Source organism: Sphingobium fontiphilum, from assembly GCF_014196635.1.
GTDB lineage: Bacteria > Pseudomonadota > Alphaproteobacteria > Sphingomonadales > Sphingomonadaceae > Sphingobium > Sphingobium fontiphilum.
Genome location: NZ_JACIEB010000004.1, coordinates 1 through 17,712, shown reverse-complemented (window position 1 = coordinate 17,712; position 17,712 = coordinate 1). Strand labels below are relative to the sequence as shown.

General features: G+C 64.0%; 15 protein-coding genes and 1 pseudogene. 6 read left to right on the top strand and 10 right to left on the bottom strand.

Annotated elements, in window-relative coordinates:
* Positions 1 to 307 precede the first annotated feature (307 nt).
* Entirely contained in the window at positions 308 to 1,519 is a 1,212-nt protein-coding gene (locus GGR44_RS09255) for an aromatic ring-hydroxylating oxygenase subunit alpha (protein WP_183955311.1), read from the top strand.
* 22 nt (positions 1,520 to 1,541) lie between these two features.
* Here the strand turns inward: GGR44_RS09255 and GGR44_RS09250 are convergent, their stop codons facing one another.
* Complete coding sequence (locus tag GGR44_RS09250) at positions 1,542 to 1,928, bottom strand: VOC family protein (RefSeq protein ID WP_183955310.1); 387 nt, start codon at positions 1,926 to 1,928, stop codon at positions 1,542 to 1,544.
* A gap of 83 nt (positions 1,929 to 2,011) precedes the next feature.
* Complete coding sequence (locus tag GGR44_RS09245; RefSeq protein ID WP_183955309.1) at positions 2,012 to 4,702, bottom strand: winged helix-turn-helix domain-containing protein; 2,691 nt, start codon at positions 4,700 to 4,702, stop codon at positions 2,012 to 2,014.
* A 359-nt stretch (positions 4,703 to 5,061) separates the two neighbouring features.
* Between GGR44_RS09245 and GGR44_RS09240 the strand changes: the two genes are divergently transcribed.
* Positions 5,062 to 6,417 (top strand): MFS transporter, encoded by a 1,356-nt coding sequence (locus GGR44_RS09240; protein ID WP_183955308.1) that lies wholly within the window; start codon positions 5,062 to 5,064, stop codon positions 6,415 to 6,417.
* Here GGR44_RS09240 and GGR44_RS09235 read toward each other — a convergent pair.
* The 5 genes from GGR44_RS09235 to GGR44_RS09215 form a co-directional block, all read right to left on the bottom strand.
* Positions 6,414 to 7,232, bottom strand: coding sequence for a VOC family protein (locus GGR44_RS09235; protein ID WP_183955307.1), 819 nt, complete (start codon positions 7,230 to 7,232; stop codon positions 6,414 to 6,416). The genes GGR44_RS09240 and GGR44_RS09235 overlap by 4 nt on opposite strands.
* Before the next feature lie 36 nt (positions 7,233 to 7,268).
* Positions 7,269 to 8,069 carry an SDR family NAD(P)-dependent oxidoreductase gene (locus GGR44_RS09230; RefSeq protein WP_343052318.1) on the bottom strand — a complete coding sequence of 267 codons (801 nt, stop codon included), beginning with the start codon at positions 8,067 to 8,069 and terminating at the stop codon, positions 7,269 to 7,271.
* Between the two features lie 62 nt (positions 8,070 to 8,131).
* Positions 8,132 to 9,364 (bottom strand): cytochrome P450, encoded by a 1,233-nt coding sequence (locus GGR44_RS17155; RefSeq protein ID WP_183955306.1) that lies wholly within the window; start codon positions 9,362 to 9,364, stop codon positions 8,132 to 8,134.
* A 72-nt stretch (positions 9,365 to 9,436) separates the two neighbouring features.
* Positions 9,437 to 10,924, bottom strand: a complete 1,488-nt coding sequence (locus tag GGR44_RS09220; protein ID WP_183955305.1) for an aldehyde dehydrogenase family protein — start codon at positions 10,922 to 10,924, stop codon at positions 9,437 to 9,439.
* Between the two features lie 96 nt (positions 10,925 to 11,020).
* Positions 11,021 to 12,220, bottom strand: a complete 1,200-nt coding sequence (locus tag GGR44_RS09215; RefSeq protein ID WP_183955304.1) for an aromatic ring-hydroxylating oxygenase subunit alpha — start codon at positions 12,218 to 12,220, stop codon at positions 11,021 to 11,023.
* A 249-nt stretch (positions 12,221 to 12,469) separates the two neighbouring features.
* On the opposite strand from GGR44_RS09215, the gene GGR44_RS09210 reads away from it, so the two are divergent.
* The 3 genes and pseudogenes from GGR44_RS09210 to GGR44_RS09200 form a co-directional block, all read left to right on the top strand.
* On the top strand, positions 12,470 to 13,231 hold the full coding sequence (locus GGR44_RS09210; protein ID WP_183955303.1) for an SDR family NAD(P)-dependent oxidoreductase: 762 nt from the start codon (positions 12,470 to 12,472) through the stop codon (positions 13,229 to 13,231).
* Positions 13,232 to 13,241: 10 nt separating this feature from the next.
* Entirely contained in the window at positions 13,242 to 13,694 is a 453-nt protein-coding gene (locus tag GGR44_RS09205; protein ID WP_183955302.1) for a nuclear transport factor 2 family protein, read from the top strand.
* Positions 13,695 to 13,909: 215 nt separating this feature from the next.
* A pseudogene (locus tag GGR44_RS09200) lies at positions 13,910 to 14,701 on the top strand (aldehyde dehydrogenase family protein); the annotation flags it as partial.
* Positions 14,702 to 14,714: 13 nt separating this feature from the next.
* On the opposite strand, the gene GGR44_RS09195 reads toward GGR44_RS09200, so the two are convergent.
* From GGR44_RS09195 to GGR44_RS09185, 3 genes are all read right to left on the bottom strand, one after another.
* Positions 14,715 to 15,092: a VOC family protein gene (locus GGR44_RS09195; protein WP_183955301.1), complete on the bottom strand. Its 378-nt coding sequence runs from the start codon at positions 15,090 to 15,092 to the stop codon at positions 14,715 to 14,717.
* Between the two features lie 115 nt (positions 15,093 to 15,207).
* Positions 15,208 to 15,891, bottom strand: a complete 684-nt coding sequence (locus tag GGR44_RS09190) for a GntR family transcriptional regulator (RefSeq protein WP_183955300.1) — start codon at positions 15,889 to 15,891, stop codon at positions 15,208 to 15,210.
* A gap of 278 nt (positions 15,892 to 16,169) precedes the next feature.
* Entirely contained in the window at positions 16,170 to 16,421 is a 252-nt protein-coding gene (locus GGR44_RS09185) for a hypothetical protein (RefSeq protein WP_183955299.1), read from the bottom strand.
* 228 nt (positions 16,422 to 16,649) lie between these two features.
* Between GGR44_RS09185 and GGR44_RS09180 the strand changes: the two genes are divergently transcribed.
* Positions 16,650 to 17,483, top strand: a complete 834-nt coding sequence (locus GGR44_RS09180; protein ID WP_183955298.1) for an SDR family NAD(P)-dependent oxidoreductase — start codon at positions 16,650 to 16,652, stop codon at positions 17,481 to 17,483.
* Positions 17,484 to 17,712 lie beyond the last annotated feature (229 nt).

Sequence of the window (17,712 nt, the reverse complement as noted above, 5' to 3'; positions counted from 1 at the left end):
CTCCTTCGTGAACCCCGCTGGACGCCGGGAAGCCATTTTCATGCATGAAATTACGGATCGTGTGGAATCATGCCTTCCTATGCCCCGGCGCGCATTTTGGGCCCCTCCGACGGTAGGCCGAAATCGCCCCGGCCACTAACAGCCCGGCCACTAACAGACTGTCCGTCAAGCGAGGGCGCATGCAAGCGCAAGGACGGTATGCTATCCCGCAAACGCATAGACAAGCGAAACGGGCGTGACGGACGCATTGCGGCGCCGGGCCGTGTGCGCGCACGAAACACCGTGAAAAGGCACTGGGGAAAGCCTGATGGATCAGAAGATTCTCGAAGACATGTATGCGGAGGTCGAAAGCGAGTTCCAGCGCAAGACCTACCCAGAAGGCTTCCCCGCGCTCCCCGATCTTCCCGCCGCGCGCTATTTTGATCCCGATTTCTACCGGCTGGAGATGGACCACGTGTTCCACAAGACTTGGCTGTGCGTCGGGCACGCCAGCCAGTTGCCCAGGGCGGGCGCGTTCCGACTGTTCGAACAGTTCGACAAGTCCATCATCCTGAGCCGGGGCCACGACGATAGGATCCGCGCATTCCGCAACACCTGCCGCCACCGCGGCGCGGCGCTGATCACCGAACCCGCAGGCGTGGCCAAGCGGTTCATCTGCCCCTATCACGCCTGGGGCTTTTCGTTGGAGGGCGAGCTGAAATCGGTGCCCGAAGCGCACAACTTCGCTTGTCTGGACAAGGCCGAAAAGCCGCTGTTCCAGATCCGCTGCGAAACCTGGCATGGCTTCATCTTCATCAACTTCGATCAGCAGGCAGCGCCGCTGGCTGATTTCCTTGGCCCGCTCAACACCCAGATCGACGATTTTCCGATCGACGATATGGTGGTCAAGCGCGTGCTGGACGTGGAGATCGACTGCAACTGGAAGACGGCCTACGACAACTTCCTCGAAATCTACCACGTCAACACCGTCCACGCGAAGACGCTGTCACCCTATCTCGAATCCAGGAGCTTCACGGTTTCGCTGTTCGAAGGCGGGCACGCCCGCTTCGTGACGCGCAAGCGCGGGGGGCAGTCGTTCTTTTCCGCAGGCCATGACGAAGCCACCCCGGACGATTTCACCACGCGGTTCAAAGACCACGTCTTCGCGCTGCCGTGCTTTCCCAACAGCTTTACCGCGCTCGACCCGGTCGGCTTCAACTGGCAGACCTTCTGGCCCAAGGGGCCGAACAAGATGGTCATGTCGAACATGTTCATGGGCTGGAAGCGCGACGACGAGGAAGACCGCGCCTTCTGGGAAACCATGCTGCAGAATCAGAAGACCGTTCTGGCCGAAGACATCGGCCTGTTTCCGACGATCCAGCGATCCTACCGCGAAGGCGACATCCGCGACGTGATGCTGAGTGTGCAGGAACAGTTCCTGTACTGGTACAACGAGGAAATCGACCGCAAAATCGGTGCGGAGAACCTGCCTGCGGGCATGGCGATTCCGCAAATCCTCGGCCCGCACATCCGAAAGTGACCGCCGCCGGGCGCCGCCGGGATCAGTCGTTGGCGCCGAAGCAATAGGCGCAGATCTTGTTGCCATCGGGATCGCGCAAATACGCGCCAAAGGCGTGTTCCACCGCCCCGCGCGGCCCCGGCGCACCGGCATCGCTGCCGCCGCACGCCAACCCGGCCCGGTGGAACGCGCGCACGGCATCGCGGCCCGGCGCCTTGAAGCTGACCGTACCACCGTTAGCGGCGCTGGCCGGCGCACCGTCAAGCGGGCGCAGGATCAGCAGTTCGGCCAGCGCATGCCCGTAGGCAATGCCCTGATCGCCGAAATCGCCAAGGTTGCGAATGCCAAGCGGGGCCAGCGCCGCGTCGTAGAAGCGCCTCGCGCGCGGCAGATCGTTGGTGCCAAGGCAGATATGCGTAAAGATGCTCATACCGGCACACCTTGCGATATCAGACCGGCTGCGTATCCCGCCCTGCGGCAGGCGGCTTTAACGCCGCCCGGGCGTCGGGCGGTTCAGACCAACACGCCAAGCTGGCGCGCGCGGGTAACGGCCTGCGGGCGACGGCGCACGCCGAGCTTGTCGTAGATCTGCTGCATGTACCATTTGACGGTGCCTTCCGTCAGGCCGAGCCGGTTGCCGATCTCGCGGTTGCGCAAGCCGCCGCCGACCATGCGAAGGATATCGATTTCGCGGTTCATCAGGCGACCTGACAGGCCATATTCGCCGCCTGTCTCGTCATCGCCGTGTTCGATCGCAATCGCGGTCCGCATGGCGGCGACCAGCCGCCGCCCGAACCGGTCGGGCACGCTGTCGACCAGCGGGCCCTGCCCGTAGGCTTCGCGCAGGATCGACTGGATCGCCTCGCCTTCGTCGAGAAATATCTGCGTCCACCCGCCCGGCGATGCCAGCGTAACTGCCTCGCGCACGGCGCGCCGGGCTTCGGAGCGGTCGCCGCTCAGGATGGCGATTTCGGCTATCAGCAGTTCGAATGTCACGCCGGAGCGCACCGCGCCGCTGCGGCGCGCGAACTCGGCCCAGCGCTTGGCGATCTTGCGTGCCGCCAGCAGGCGGTGCCGCTGCATCTCGATGCGGATCACCGCAATGGCAATGCCTTCCTGATGGCGCGAAGGGTGGAGTGTGGGGAACGGATCTTCCGCCGGCATCAGGCCGCTTGCCGTCATCAGCTCGCGGGCCTGGCGGGCTTCGCCCGACCGAATCAGCATGCGCACCTGTTCGCTCACAGCGCTCGCCCGAAGGCGGTCCAACCCGCATTCGATGGCCAGCACCTGCAATTCCTTGAGCGCATTTTCCGCGCCCGCCACATCGCCAGCGTTGAACAGAAGCCGCGCCTTGATCAGGTGCCCGGCAGCGATCTGGTCGGCAAAACCCCATTCGCGCACGTGCGGCAGATAGTCGTCCACCAGCGCGCGGGCGCGTTCGCAATCGCCGCGATCGTAAAGCACCTCGGCAAGCGCCAGCGCGGGCAGCGCTGCAACATCGGGCCGGCCGCAGTCGCAGGCATGCTGCAAGGCTTCTTCCAGCATCACCCTCGCCGCATCGGAATTGCCCTGCGCAGCAAGCTTGGGAGCAATCGTGGTCTTGAGCGCAATGGCCGCAAACGCCGATCCGGGCCGGGCCAGCGCGCGGCGCGATTCGGCCTGCAACTTGAGACTATCGCCGAAATGGAAGAGTTCGCGGCGCGCTACCATGATCTGCGCCAGCACGGTGCAGCTTAGAAACGGCTCGTCATCACCGCATTTGCGCAGCAGCGGCGCGGCATGGCTTTCAATGGCGCGCACGTCATCGCGGCCAGCCAACAGCATGAACGTGCGGTGTTCGATGGCCAGTTCAAGCGCGCGCAGCTCGGCCGGATCGCTCGTATCGCTTCCGCAGCGCCGCTGCCATTCGGCGCGGGCAAGGTCGATCAGTGTTTCCGCCGAGGCGAATGCAAGGCTGCGGATCCGCCGCCAGGCGATCGCCAGCGCAAGACGAGGCCGCCCGACGCACACGGCAGGGGAAAGTCCGTCCACCAGGCGGTCGATCCGGTCAAGATGTCCGGCATGGATCAGCAGATCGGCCAACTGGTCGAGGATATCGGCGAGAAACGCGGCATCGCCGCTCGCTTCGGCATGGGCCACGGCTTCGAGATGCTTGCCATTCGCGGCGAAGTGGCGCGCGGCGCGGCAATGCAACCGTGTCGCGCGCGCCGGATCGCGGTCGATCAGGCGGCGCAGCACCATGTCGCGGAACAGAGGGTGATAGCGGTAGCTGCGGCGATCGAGGTCGATGGCGCGCAGAAAAAGGCCGCTTTCCTCGACCCGCTCAAGCATAACCCGTGCATCGTCGTTGCCCGTGAGCGCGGCGCAGGCATCGGGCGTCAGTTCTTCCAGAATGATCGTGCTGGCAAGGAAGTGGCGCACTTCATCCGGTTCGCGCGACATCACTTCTTCGCTAAAATACGTCTCAAACTCGCGGCGCAGGCCGGACGGGCGAATGAACGGAGCTTCCCCGCCGCGCATTTCCCGGTCCTGCAACAGCCGGGTCATCGTGATCCCCGCAGGCCAGCCTTGCGTATCTTCGACGATCAGTGCGATTTCCTGCGCGCTCAACGGCACATCGCCGACGCGGGCGACCAGATCGGTCGCCTCCTCAACGGAAAAGCGCAAGTCCGCCCAGCCGATCTCGAACAGGTAGCCTTGCGCCCGCAGCCGGGCGATCGGTATGGCGTTGAGGCTGCGGGACACGATGATCGTGGTCAACGCATCGCGGGCGGCGGCAACAACACCATCGAGAAAGGCAAAGACTTCGGCAGGAAGGCCCTGCGCATCGTCGATGACCAGCACCGGGCGGACCGGCAAGGCCGCGATCATTGCCGCGAAACCGGCCGCGGCCGTCGTGCGGCATCCATCCGCATGCCCGCGCCAGTCCATCTGCTGCGCAGCACACGCCGCGTGCAGCGCGTCGATGAACAGGTCGTAGCTGGCGATCCCGGCGCGTGCCGCCAGCCAGATCACCGGGCGTCCGCGCGCTTCGAGCACCGACGACCATTGCAGTACCGCCATCGTCTTTCCGAAACCGGCGGGGGCAAAGACGGTCGTCACGCGCGAGCGGTCGACGGCGTCGATCTTGGCTTCAAGGTTGGGCCGGGCGATCTGGTCATGCGGCGCGCGCGGCGGCACGATAACGGTGGGCATGATGCTCATTCGATGATCCTCTCCAAGATCCCGGCACGCAATTTCATGCATTAGTGCGGCTATGATTCGTTTTTATTGCGTCCGCGATGTTAGGGTCATCGTCTGGCATCTGGCAACACAGCGGCCCGGCAACCGGGCATCAACCCTATCCGCAATGACGATAAACAGCCGTAATTGCCGGGTTATTGATTGACGCTGCGTCAAATGGGGGTGGTTTCGCGGCAGTGCGCGACCGGGCGCCGGCGCGGGGCGCCCGGCGCGCGAAACCCGATCCCGCCCGCCGCCCGGCAGGTTGCGCCCGCCACGCACCGCACCGATAGACACACATCGACCAGACAGGCTTTTACCGTTTCGGGAACACGCGAACGATGACGCGCAACGAAAAGCATCCCTCGCACCGCCGGCTTGCCGCGCTGGCGGCGCCCGCGCTGCCGATGTCGGCCCTGACGCTGCCCATGATCATCTTCCTGCCGGAGTTCTATGCCCACTCGCTAGGGCTGAATCTGGCGCTTGTCGGCTTCATCTTCACGTTCGTGCGCCTGGGCGATCTGGTGTTCGATCCCTTTGTCGGCGGCCTGATGGACCGCACCCGCACGCGCTGGGGCCAGTTTCGGCCTTGGCTGCTGCTCGGCGGGCCGCTGGTCATGGCAGGCACGTGGATGCTGTTCATGGCGCAGCCCGGCGTCGGCCCGGTGTACCTGTCGCTCGGCCTTGTCATGGCCTATATCGGCTATTCGATCGTGGTGCTGGCGCAGATGGGCATGGGCGCCACGATCACGTCGGACTACCGCCAACGTTCGCGCGTGTTCGCCTGGTGGATGGTGTTCAACACGCTCGGCCAGATTCTGGTCATGGCGATGCCGGTGTTCTTTGCCGACCGGATCGCCAACGACAGCAGCTTTACCGTGCGCACCATGGGCTGGTTCATCCTTGCCAGCGTACCCGTAACGATTGCTGCATGCGTCGCTTGCATTCGCGAAGGCGATGCGCCGACACAGGGCCACGCGGCGCGCCTGCGCGATTATCTTGGCCTCTTCACGCTCCCATCCACCCGGCTGCTGCTGCTCACCCAGCTTCTGGTCGGCCTTGGTCTGGGAATCAGCGCCGCAGTTTTCCTGTTCTTCTTCACCATGCTCAAGCAGGTGCCGTTTGCCTATGTCGGGTTGCAATTCGTGGCGTTCTACATCGTCGGCGTGATCACCGCGCCGGTCTGGTCGTTGATTGCCAACCGCATTGGGCGCCACCGCGCGCTGGCGCTGGGGTGCTGCGGCTTTGCTGCCTACATGGTGCTGATGATGGCTATGCCGCCCGGCAACCTCGTCTATTTCTTCGGCATGGGCCTGCTGGGCGGGACCATGGCCTGTTCGGTGGACATGCTGCCGCGCTCGATGATGGCCGACGTATCGGACGAAGACCGCCTGGCGTCCGGGCAGGACCGCACCGGCATGCTGTTCGCACTGCTGACGGTGACGCACAAGTTCGGACAGGCGATGTCGATTGGCGTGGTCTATTTCGCGCTGGACCTGATCGGCTTCAAGGCGGGCAGCACGGCCAATGGCGCCCTCGCGCTCAATGGCGTGGCGGTGCTTTACGGAATCGTGCCGGGCCTGCTGTACATCGCTTCGGCGCTGGTGGTGAGCCGTTTCGGCCTTACGCCAGCGCGCCACGATGCGATCCGCCGCGAACTTGCCGCTGCGGGCAGCGCGCCAGCCAGCGCCGGCTAAAGACCGCGCGCCTCGGCATCGTCGCGGGCATCGTAGATCCCGACCGGCATACCCGCCAGCACCTTGCCGAAATACCAACCCTTGCGGCCGCTGGAAAACGCGCGTTCGGCCAGAACGCCATGTCCGGCCGCTTCCAGCCTTGCGCGCGATGCTTCCACATCCGCGACCATGATTTCCGACGACAGCACGCAGTGCATCGCGTTGTCCAGCGCCAAGGGCGAAGGCCGTTCGACCAGCTTGATCCGGTGCGGCCCGGCCAGCGCCCGCGCGCCCAGCCCGCCGGCATCGACCGGCACCCATGCCATGCCGAAATAGCGATTGAACCGGGCCGCCATGGCGTCGATATCGTCGGCCGCGATCACCACCTGGCCGCATTTGGGCGCCGGGGCGTGTTCAAGATCGAGAAACGGCTCCATCATGGATTCGTTGTCGCCATCGGTGCAGGCCATCACCGGAATCCCGGCAAAGCCGCGGGCGTATAGATGCTCCTGCGTGTCCGGCCCCGGCAGCGGACTGGTGAACGATGGCAGGATTCCGTCCGCCGCCAGCACGCGGTAGGTTTCCTCGCAATCGTCCACCGCCAGCGCCACTTCCACGAGCGGATAGGGCAGCCCGTTCATGAACGGCAGGTCGGCCGCCGGAACGTATAGCTGGATAGGTTCAAAGCCGTGCTCGTCGATCCCCGCCTTGATGATGTCGCGCGCGATCGGGCCAAAGCGCATGCCAAGGCCGAACAGGTCACGGAACACGGCCTCTGTCGCGTCCATGTCGTCGACAATCCAAGCAATACGGCAAAAACGGGTAGGTCTGGTCATCGTGAAAGTCCCGGAAAAGTGAAGCGCGGGGCGCGGTCAGGAATAGGCGCTGCCAAGCGCCATGGCTTCGACCATCTGCGGCTGGTGCGAGCTTTGCCCGCCGTCGATAGTGATGACCTGCCCGGTGATATATGCGGATTCATCCGACGCCAGAAAGGCGACCAGCGAAGCGATATCGTCAGGCACGCCAACGCGCGGCACCAGGTTGTGACGCTCGTTCAGGGCGACCAGTCTGGGCACCATCGCACGCAGGCGGTCATCCGCTATCATGCCCGGCGCAATGGCGTTGCAGCGCACGCCCTGCTTGCCGTGCTGCGCGGCGATGTACAGCGTCAGCGCGGAAACCGCGCCTTTCGATGTGCCATAGGCAATCCGCACATCGTCGCCACGGTGCCCGGACCCGGAACTGGTGTTGATGATCGCCCCGCCGCCGCGCGCGATCATGTGCGGCAGCGCATGCGCACACGCCACGAAATAGCTGCGCACGTTGACGTTCATGGTCATGTCCCACAAGTCCAGCGGGGTTTCGAGCGCGGTGGTATCCACGCCCATCTCGCCCAGATTCACGAAGGCGGCATTGTTGTGCAGGATGTCCAGCCCGCCGAAGCGGTCCACCGTCGCATCGATCAGCGCCCGCACCGATTGTTCGTCCGCCGCATCAAAGGCGATGGCGTGGGCCATGGCGCCATGGGCGGCGGCAACGTCCTGTGCTTCGGCCAGGTTGATGTCGGCCACGACCGTGTGCACGCCTTCTTCCACGAGCCGGGCCACGACCGCGCGGCCGATCCGCCCTGCCCCGCCTGTCACGACAGCGATCTTTCCATTCAATCCGCGCACGCCATTCTCCCGTTTCGGCCCGGCGGGCCGGCTGATTGTTGCGCCCATCGCATCGCCGCGCCTCAGCGCCAGCGCATCGGCAGGTAGTTCCATCCACAGACGTTGAAACCCGCCGCGCGGCGCGGTTCGCCATCGAGATCGAGGTCGGGCATGCGGTCGAGCAGCCGGTTGAGCACCGCGCGGACCTCCATCCGCACCAGCGGTTCCCCGATGCAGGAGTGGTTGCCGCCCGCGAAAGCGACGTGATGGCGCATCTGCGCGCGCGGCCGGTCAAGCCGGAAGGTATCGGGTTCGGTGAAGATGGCCGGATCACGGTTGGCCGCAGCGATATTGTAGAACACCTTGGCGTGGGCCGGAACGGCAACCCCGCCGAGCGTCGTATCATGGCGCGCCGCCCGGAAAAGCCCGATCACCGGCGGGTCGATGCGCAGGCTTTCCTCGATCGCTGCGTCCACCAGTTTGCGGTCGGCGCGGACCTGTTCCCACAGCGCGCGATCACCCAGCAAGCGGCTCAGCAGGTTGCCAATCAGGTTCATCGTGGTTTCGTTGCCGCCCACGATGATGCCCAGCATGACGCTGAGAATCTCGTCATCGCGCAGATACCGGCCATCGATCCTGTCGCACATGAAGCGCGACAGGAAATCGTGGGGCAGTTCCGCGCCCAACAGCGCAAGGTCCGGTTCCAGCCCTCTGTCAGCGAGCAGCGCACGGCGGCGCGCCAGTTCCGCAAAGACCGGCGTCGATACCTGCGCGAGGCTATCCACCGACATACCGGTTCCGGCATCGTTCAGGATGTCGTAAAAATAGGCATCGGCCCATTCCTTGTAGAGCATGTGATCGGCTTCGGGCACGCCAAGCATCACGCACATCAGGCGGGCGGGCAGCGGCATGACAAACCGTTCAAACAGATCGCCCCGGCCTTGCGGGTCGGCCAGCATCGCGTCGATCAGTTCATCGGCAAGCCGCTGCACCGTTTCGTGCAGCCGTGCCAGTTCGCGTGGGGAAAAGCCGCGCTGCATCACGAAGCGCACCTTGTTGTGATAGGCGGTGTCGTCCATCAGCGCGGTGCGCTGTTCGGGCGGCAACAGCTTGGGCGAACTGCCCTCCTCGATGGTCCAGGTGGCCGGATCCCTGAGGATACCCTCGCGCACGTCGGCCGGATCGCTGGCGACAAAGAAATCGAAGCGTCCGTTGTAGTGGTACACCGGGCAGCGGCTGGCCATCGCGGCAAAGGCGTCAGGCCCGCGTGCGTGAACGGCAGGATCGTAGGGATCGAAGCGGATGCGGTCTGTCACGCCATTGTGCCTTTGACACCGGCATACGGCGCCGCCCGTACCGGCGACGCCGCAGCCCGTTGCCCCATGCGGTCAGAGCTTGACCGTGACGGCTTTGACTTCGGTGTAGTTCTGGATCGCGTATTCGCCCATCTCGCGGCCCCAGCCCGATTGCTTGAACCCGCCGAACGGCAGCGCCGCGTCGTAGACGTTGTGCGAATTGACCCAGACCGTGCCTGCCTTGATCTTTCCGGCCAGCTTGAGGGCTTTGGAAATATCCCGGCTCCAGACCGACGCGGCAAGACCGAAATCGCTGTCGTTGGCAATCGCGGCGATCCGGTCCAGATCGTCATCATCATATGGCATTGCGGTGATGACCGGGCCGAAGATTTCCTCGCGCACCAGCCGCATGGTGTGGCTGGTATCGGCATAAACCGTAGGCTTCACGAAATAGCCCTGGTTGCCCAGTCGCTCCGCCCCGGCCAGCGCCCGTGCGCCTTCCTCGCGGCCGGAATCGAAGAAGCCCATCACGCGGTTGAGCTGTTCTTCGGACACCAGCGGCCCCATGTCGTTGCTTTCATCCAGCCCCGATCCGACCTTGATCGCATTGGCCCGGTCAGCCACCGCGCCGACCACCTTGTCGAAAACCGTCTTGTGCACGTAAAGGCGCGAACCGGCAGTGCAGACCTGACCCTGGTTATAGAAGATCCCGGCGGCGGCGCCTGTCGCGGCGGCATCGAGATCGGCATCGGGCAAGACCACGACAGGGGATTTGCCGCCCAGTTCAAGCGTCACCTTCTTGAGATTGCCGGTCGCGGCGCGGACGATCATCTTGCCCACTTCGGTCGATCCGGTGAAGGCCACCTTGTCCACCGCCGGGTGCGCTGCCATGGCCGCGCCGGCCGTTTCGCCAAAGCCCGAAAGAATGTTGACCGCCCCTGCCGGAAACTCCGCCTCCTCGAAAAGCTCGGCCAGCTTGAATGCCGAAAGCGGCGTCTGTTCGGCGCTCTTGAGCACAACCGAACACCCGGCGGCCAGCGCCGGAGCCAGCTTCCACACCGCCATCAGCAGGGGGAAGTTCCACGGCACGATCTGCGCGGCAACGCCCACCGGTTCGCGGGTGGTATAGCTCAGGTGCGGAAAGCCCAAAGAAAGCGGCGTGGTTTCGCCACGGATCTTCGTAGCCCAGCCCGCCATGTAGCGGAACATGTCGATCGCCAGCGTCACGTCGCCGCGCGAAAACGCCAGCGGCTTGCCGTTGTCGACCGTTTCGAGGTGCACGAAGGCATCGAAATCGCGCTCCAGCAGTTCCGCGATCTTCCACAGCAACTGGCCACGCACCGAAGGCGTAAGCTGCGACCATTTGCCGCCGTCAAACGCGGTGCGCGCGGCGCGCACGGCATCGTCCACGTCTTCCTTGTCGGCCGCGGCGACCTTGGCGATCACGGCCCCGGTCGCCGGATCGAACACGTCCAGCGTCTTGCCCGATTTCGCTTCGACCCACTGGTTGTTGATGAACAGCTTGCCGCCATGCTTCAGGTATTTGAGATGGGCGTCCGCCTTTTCAATCACACTCGCCATTCAACCTCTCCATGAACTATTATCAGAATTGTTGATGATCATACGCCGTGCATGATGCCACGCAACCGGTTGCTGCCGTCACTGCATGACGGTCCGTCAGGACCGGCCGGGGTTTTCATGCATGAAATCCCGCACCGCTCCGGCAAAGAACCGCAGGTGCGCCTCGTTCTCGCCGAACACAACCTCGGCATGCGCCCCGCTGTCCAGACCGCGCTGCTGCACCTGGCTCATGGCGATATCTTCGGTCAGGACATCGCGGGTGGCGGCCAGCATGTTGGCGGCGGCAAACTCTTCCCGCAGGGAGCCGGGGTGGGCGGGCGAACATACCCGTACGTCGATGATCTGCCGGTCAGCCGCCGCCGGCCAATGCGTGAACAGCAGATAGCCGTTGGCCAGCGGTTGCAGGATCACGTTGGGGAAGATGGTGATGACTTCGGTGCCGAAATTGTCGATCCCCACGGCATTGACGCCCGGATGCGCGGTCAATCCCGCCTTCCCCGCCGCCAGCGCATCGAGATCGGGCACCGATGTCGGCAAGAGATGCCGCATGGCGAACTGCTGGACCGCACCTTGCGGCGCCCACCCGTAGTTGCGCTGCAACGTGCTGGAACTGTGCGGGCCGAACCGGCGGATGTCGTGGTATTGCAGGAATGGATTGTCTTCGGTCAGCAGTTGCGGGACCAGCGTCTTGATGTGCAGAAACGGGATATGATAGCCTTCGTTGAAGGCGTTGATCAGCAGCTTCCAGTTGGCCGCAACATTTTCGCGGTAGTGGATCGTGGCCGGATAGGCGGTAAAATCCATCCCGTCGTACATTGTGTCCATTCCGGCCATGAAGGTGGCGAAATCACACTCCGGTTCTGCGGCAAAGTTCAGAAAAACAAAGCCGTTCCAGACCGCAAGATGGATCGGGGCCAGCCCGTTTTCCGCCTTGTCGACATGCGGGAAATCCTCTTCCGAAGGGATCGCGCGCAAGCTGCCGTCGATGCCATAGACCCAGGCATGATAAGGGCAGCGAAAGGTCAGGGCATTGCCCGCCGCTTCGCAGACCAGCGCCACGCCGCGATGCGAACAGGCATTGTGGAAGGCGCGGACAATCCCGTCCTTCCCGCGCGTGATGACCACCGAAGCCTTGAGTGTGGGCACTTCGCGGCGAATGAAATCGCCCGGCTGTGGCACATCGTCCACGCGCGCGACCAGCAGCCACGCCCGCCGGAAGATATGCTCCACTTCCTGCGCGAAACCGTCCGGGTCGGAATAGAGCGCGGTCGGTGCCGTGCCGTTGTCCAGACCCATCGATGATGCGTTCGATCGGTGGCTGCGCCAGTCAATCGCCGCGCGATCCCTGCCCGATTCCGTCACCGTCGATCTTCTCCCTTGTGCAGGGCATTGTTTAAGGGATTGTGCTTTTCATGCATCCTCCCCGGCGATAGGCATGATTGTGCAGGCAAGCTATCCTTTACGCGCAAGCCCCACCGTCGGCAGGTGTTTTTCCACGCAGGCGGCGCACCATGGGCCGAACAATGGCAATAAAGGGGAAAGGCCATGGGCAGGCTCGACGGCAAGGTGGCGATCATTACCGGCGCAGGGCGCGGAATCGGGCGGGCCATGGCGCGACGCTTTGCCGCCGAAGGCGCAAAACTTGCCGTGACATCCTTCACGCCCGCAACCATCGAAGCGCTGGCTGACGAATTGAACGCGCAGCATGGCGCGGGCACCGCGCTCGCCATTCGCTGCGATGTCGGCGAAGAGGCAGAGATCCGGCAGGCCGTCGCCCGCACCGTCGCAGCCTTCGGCACGATCGACATTGCCTGCAACAATGCCTTCGAACTGGCATCGGCAGCCAAGACCGTGCTGGGTACGCAAGTGGCCGATTTCCATCGCCAGATGGTCACCGGGCCGCTGGCCGCGCTGCACATGATGCAGGCAGTCTACCCGCTGATGGAAGGGCGCGACGGGCGCATCCTCAATTTCGGGTCCGCCGCCGCGATCGAAGGGACAATGGGCATGGCGCCCTACAACATGGCCAAGGAAGCAATCCGCGGCCTGACCCGCACCGCCGCACGCGAATGGGGCGACAAGCGCATCACCGTCAACGCGCTGATGCCGGTTGCGCTCACCGAAAGCTTCCAGCGCGCGCTGGACCAGGGGCTGGCGCAAGTCGCGCCCAGCCCGATCCCGCGGATGGGCGATCTTGACGATGACATCGTTCCGGTGGCGCTTTTTCTGGTCAGCCCGGAAGCCCGCTATGTCACCGGGTACAGCTATTTCGCCGATGGCGGGCTGAAGATGGATGCCGGGCGCTAGGGAGGCAGCGATGAGCACCCGCGAAACGCTGGCCGCGAACAAGGCAGTCGTGCGCAAATACCTGCAAGCGGTCGCCGGGTTCGACCTTGATGGCATCCGCGAATGCCTCGCTGAAAACGTGGTGCAACATTACGTTGCGCCATCCTACATGGTCGATGACGGCCAGCATGGCGCACAGGCCATTGCCAGCCGCGATGCGATCGTCGAGGAAATCCGCAGTTGTTTTCACGATGTGCTGTACCGGCGCGGCACCGTGACCATCGAAATCCAGTCGATCATCGCCGAAGGGGATCATGTGGCGTGCCGCTTCATCCTCGACGCGATGACGGTTCGGGCCAACGCCCATTACCGCAACTTCTACAACTTCTTCTACCGATGCGAAGCAGGCCGGGTAGCGGAATACTGGGAATATCTCGACACGAAATATGCCGACCGCCTGCTGTGGGGCAAAGGCGCGGAATGACCCGCATGGCCGCACAGCGATAGCACTGGCGCCCCCCCCGATGGTCGCCACGGCTGTCCCCGCGGCGCTGGCAGGTTCACGATCAGGCCCGCGAATGCGCAACGAAACACCCGTGGGAAAGAGACGTGGGTTGGCGGAAAACCTGTTCGATCTGACTGGCAAGGTGGCGCTGGTCACCGGTGGTGATCGACCCGGCCCATCCGATCGGGCGCGACGATCCGGGCAAGATGGTCGCGCTCGAAATGGGCGACAACAAACCCCTCATCATGTGGGGTACGCTCAACATGTCGAATGTCGCGGCGCTGATCGTGCAATCGGCGTTCACCAGTGCGGGCCAGCGGTGCATCGCCGCGCGGCGCCAGATCGTCAAGGCCGGGTTCTAGGACGAGGTGATCGACAACGTGAAGCGGCTGCCCGACCGCATCGTTGTCGGCGCACCGGTCGATCAGCCCCCCGTTCATGGGGCTGGTGATCGACAACCGCACGGCGGACGGGCTGACCGAAAGTTTCGTCCATCTGCTGTCGTCGGGCGTGTGGCCGATCGAGAACATGGTCCGCCTGCGCGATGACCTGCCGGTCCTTCCGCCGGCCATCATCGACGTCACCGGGGTGGCCGACCGGCCCGATGTCGAACTGTTCGGGCCGCTGCCGCAAGTCATCAAGTTACCCGATCTGGACGAAGCGATTGCCGAAGCCAACGCCACCCGGTTTGGCCTTTCGGCATCGCTGATCGGCTGCGGATCGAGGGAATGCAATCGCTTCGGGGCCAACATTCGCGCAGGCGTGGTCAACTGGAAACGGCCGACGAACAGCGCATCGTCTGGCGCACCGTTTGGCGGCATCGGCCTTTCGGGCAACCGCCGGCCCAACGCCTATTGCACCGCGGACTATCGCGCCTATCCGTTGGCATCGACCGAAATGGAACGCCCCGCGCCAGCATCGCGGTCGGCCTGCGCAGCGACCGACGGGCCTGCGCCGCGTCAGTCCGCCGCCCTTTAACGCATTAACGCGTCGTGCCGCTCACCCCATTTTGAATGCGCACAGCTTGTTGCCGTCGCGGTCACGGACATAGGTAAAATACATGCCCATCTCTTCCGGGCCGCGCAGTCCCGGCGGCCCTTCGCACGTCCCGCCAAGTTCCAGCGCGCGGGCGTGAAACGCATCGACATCCTCGCGCCTGGTCAGCGCAAAACCCATCATCGAACCGTTGCCGAAGCAGGCCGCATTGCCATCGAAAGGCTTGAGCACCCCGAAACGGATCATGCCGTCACGGCCGTAAAAACCGCCGCCATTGGGATGATCGAATATCCGCGCATAGCCCGCCGGGCCAAGCAGGGCGTCATAGAACGCCACCGCCATGGCCGGATCGTTGGTTCCCACCGTTGCATAGTCTACCATCGCAGCCTCCTCCTTGTGCGGCGGCACCGTAACGCGGGGCGCGCACCACCGCCCCCGCCCGTCGCACCGCTTATCACAGCGCCGGGAAGCGATTGGGCCTATCGCGTGGAGGGACTTAGGGAGCCGAAGCAGCCTTGCGCGCAGACGACCGCCGTCCCGTCGGCTTGTCCGCAGCGGCATGGCCAAGATTGGCTTCGATGAAGGCCACCACCTTGTCGTGATTTTCCTGCCAAAGGGTAATCGCGTGTTCCACATTGTGTTCGATCACCGCGTCAAGAAATGCACGGTAATCCTTGTGCAGCCCGCGTTCATAGCGGGCCAGTTCGCGGAAGGTATGACGAAACCGCATCTGTTGAGCATAAAGCTGGGACCACGCCCGCAACAGCCACTGGTTGTCGCAGCGCGAAAACAGAATGCGGTGAAACTCCTCGCGGTGACGCACATAGGCGTCCATGCTGATTTCATCATCGCCGACCTGGGCCAGCACACGTGAGGATACGTGGTAGGCCGACAGCAGGCTGCCTTCCCACGCGAAATCACCCCGCGCTATCGACGAACGCAGCAGCGGCAGTTCTATGGTCAGGCAGGCATCGGCCAGTTCCCGATACCCGTCGGCCGAAAGCGGCACGGCGCGAAAGCCGCTGTTGCGCTCGATCGTCACCAGCCCTTCGGCGGCAAGACGCGAAAGCCCCTCGCGCGCGGCGGCCTGGCTGATATCGAAGTCGCGCTGGAGCTGGGCAATCTTCAGCCGCGAACCCGGCTTGAACCGACACGAGATCAGCGCCGCACGCAGTTGCACATAGGCGCGGTGCGTGATGCTCTGGTCGTCGCTGTCGACAACATCGGGTATCCTTGGCAACAAAGACTGTCCTCCATTCCGCCACACGGCGTCCCGACCCGGCAGGCGGGCGCGCGGCAGCGTGCTGCTGTGTGTCCCGGCTGATAGCGCACAATCGCCATAGCAAGAGCGATGCCGTTCTTGTCAACCGCTGAAAGACAGCAGAACGAATGCCCTGATGGCCATGGAAGCGAATTTCCGGGCAATCCGGCCGTGCAATGCGGCCATGCCGTGCCCGGTCAGGGTCGACCGCGCGTTCCGGGCTTTGCGCGAACCGCCGGCCTGCCCATGCCCTTGACCAGCATGACCGGCAAGGCAAGGCGTGCCTTCCACGGCAGCAGGCAGAACGCCTCCCACAGGTTTTGCGGGGTGACGTGGATGGTCGTGGCCATCGACCCCATCATCTTGCCCTTGACCACCAGAACGCCATCCCGGCGCTCGATCGATTTCACGTCGATCATCTCGACGCCATCCTTGCTGTAGATCTTCACAAGGCCCCCGTGGCAACACTGTCCCGGAACCCGGCCTAAGCCAAAGGCCGGCGCACGCACCTGTCGTCAGGCATGACGGGAACGGCCGCCATGCCGCAATCCGGCCTGTCGGCAGGCAGGTGTCCGAAGCGCCATTCACACCGAAATGCCGCAACGTCGTGGCCCTTGCCTCGCATTCGACACGGCAAGGCGGCAATGCGCGAAAAGGCGATGAGCGAAGGGAGAACCATGGTGGGACGTCTCGAAGGCAAAGTCATTCTGATCAACGGCGCAGGGTCGGGCATCGGCGCCGCGTGCGCCGCCGAATATGCCCGACAGGGGGCGAAAGTCGTCGTCGGCAGCCAGAGCCGCTCGTCCGAAAAAGTCGCCGCGCAAATTCTTGCCGAAGGGTTCGATGCAAAGCCCTTCTCCGCCGACATCGCCGACGAAGCGCAAGTCGGGGCGATGGTGCAGTTCACGCTCGACAGTTATGGCCGGATCGACGTGCTGCACAACAACGCGGCGATGACCGGGCCGGAAATCATCACCCGCGATGTGGATGTCGTCAACATGGACGGCGACTTGTGGGACCGCACCATGGCGGTCAACGTCAAAGGCCCGATGTTCTGCGCCAAGCACACGATTCCGCACATGATCCGGCAGGGTGGCGGATCGATCATCACCACGGGATCGACCAAGGCCCTCCAGGGCGACATCGCGCAGACGGCTTACGGCGCATCAAAGGTCGCCGTGCACAACCTCACCTACAATATCGCCGCGCAATATGGCAAACTCGGCATCCGGGCCAACGTGCTGATGGTCGGCCTGATCGTTTCCGGCGCCACCGAAAACAACATGCCGCCGCCGGTGCGCGATGTCATGCTGCGGCACATGCTCACGCCCTTTATCGGCACGCCGGAAGATTGCGCCAAGGCCGCGGTATTCCTTGCTTCGGACGAATCGCGCTACACGAACGGGCAAAACCTGCATGTCGATGGCGGGTATTCCAGCCACGCGCCGTCGCTTGCCGATTTCCAGGCGATGATGACCGCGATGGCGGCGGGTGGCAAGCCGCCCGCCTGATCGCTTGACCCCATAGGCGCTGCGCAGCTGGCGGCGCGGCGGCGTTGGCGTGTTTGGTGGGTTGGGTGTTTGTGGATGGTTATTCGGCGGCTTGTGCTTCGAGGGGCTGGGCGAAGCGGGACATGTCCCAGCTTTGCACCACGGGCAGCACTTCGCGGCCGAACAGTTCGAGCGAGGCGCGCTGCTGGTCGGGCGTGCCCACCACGAACGGCAGGTCGCACACGCCCAC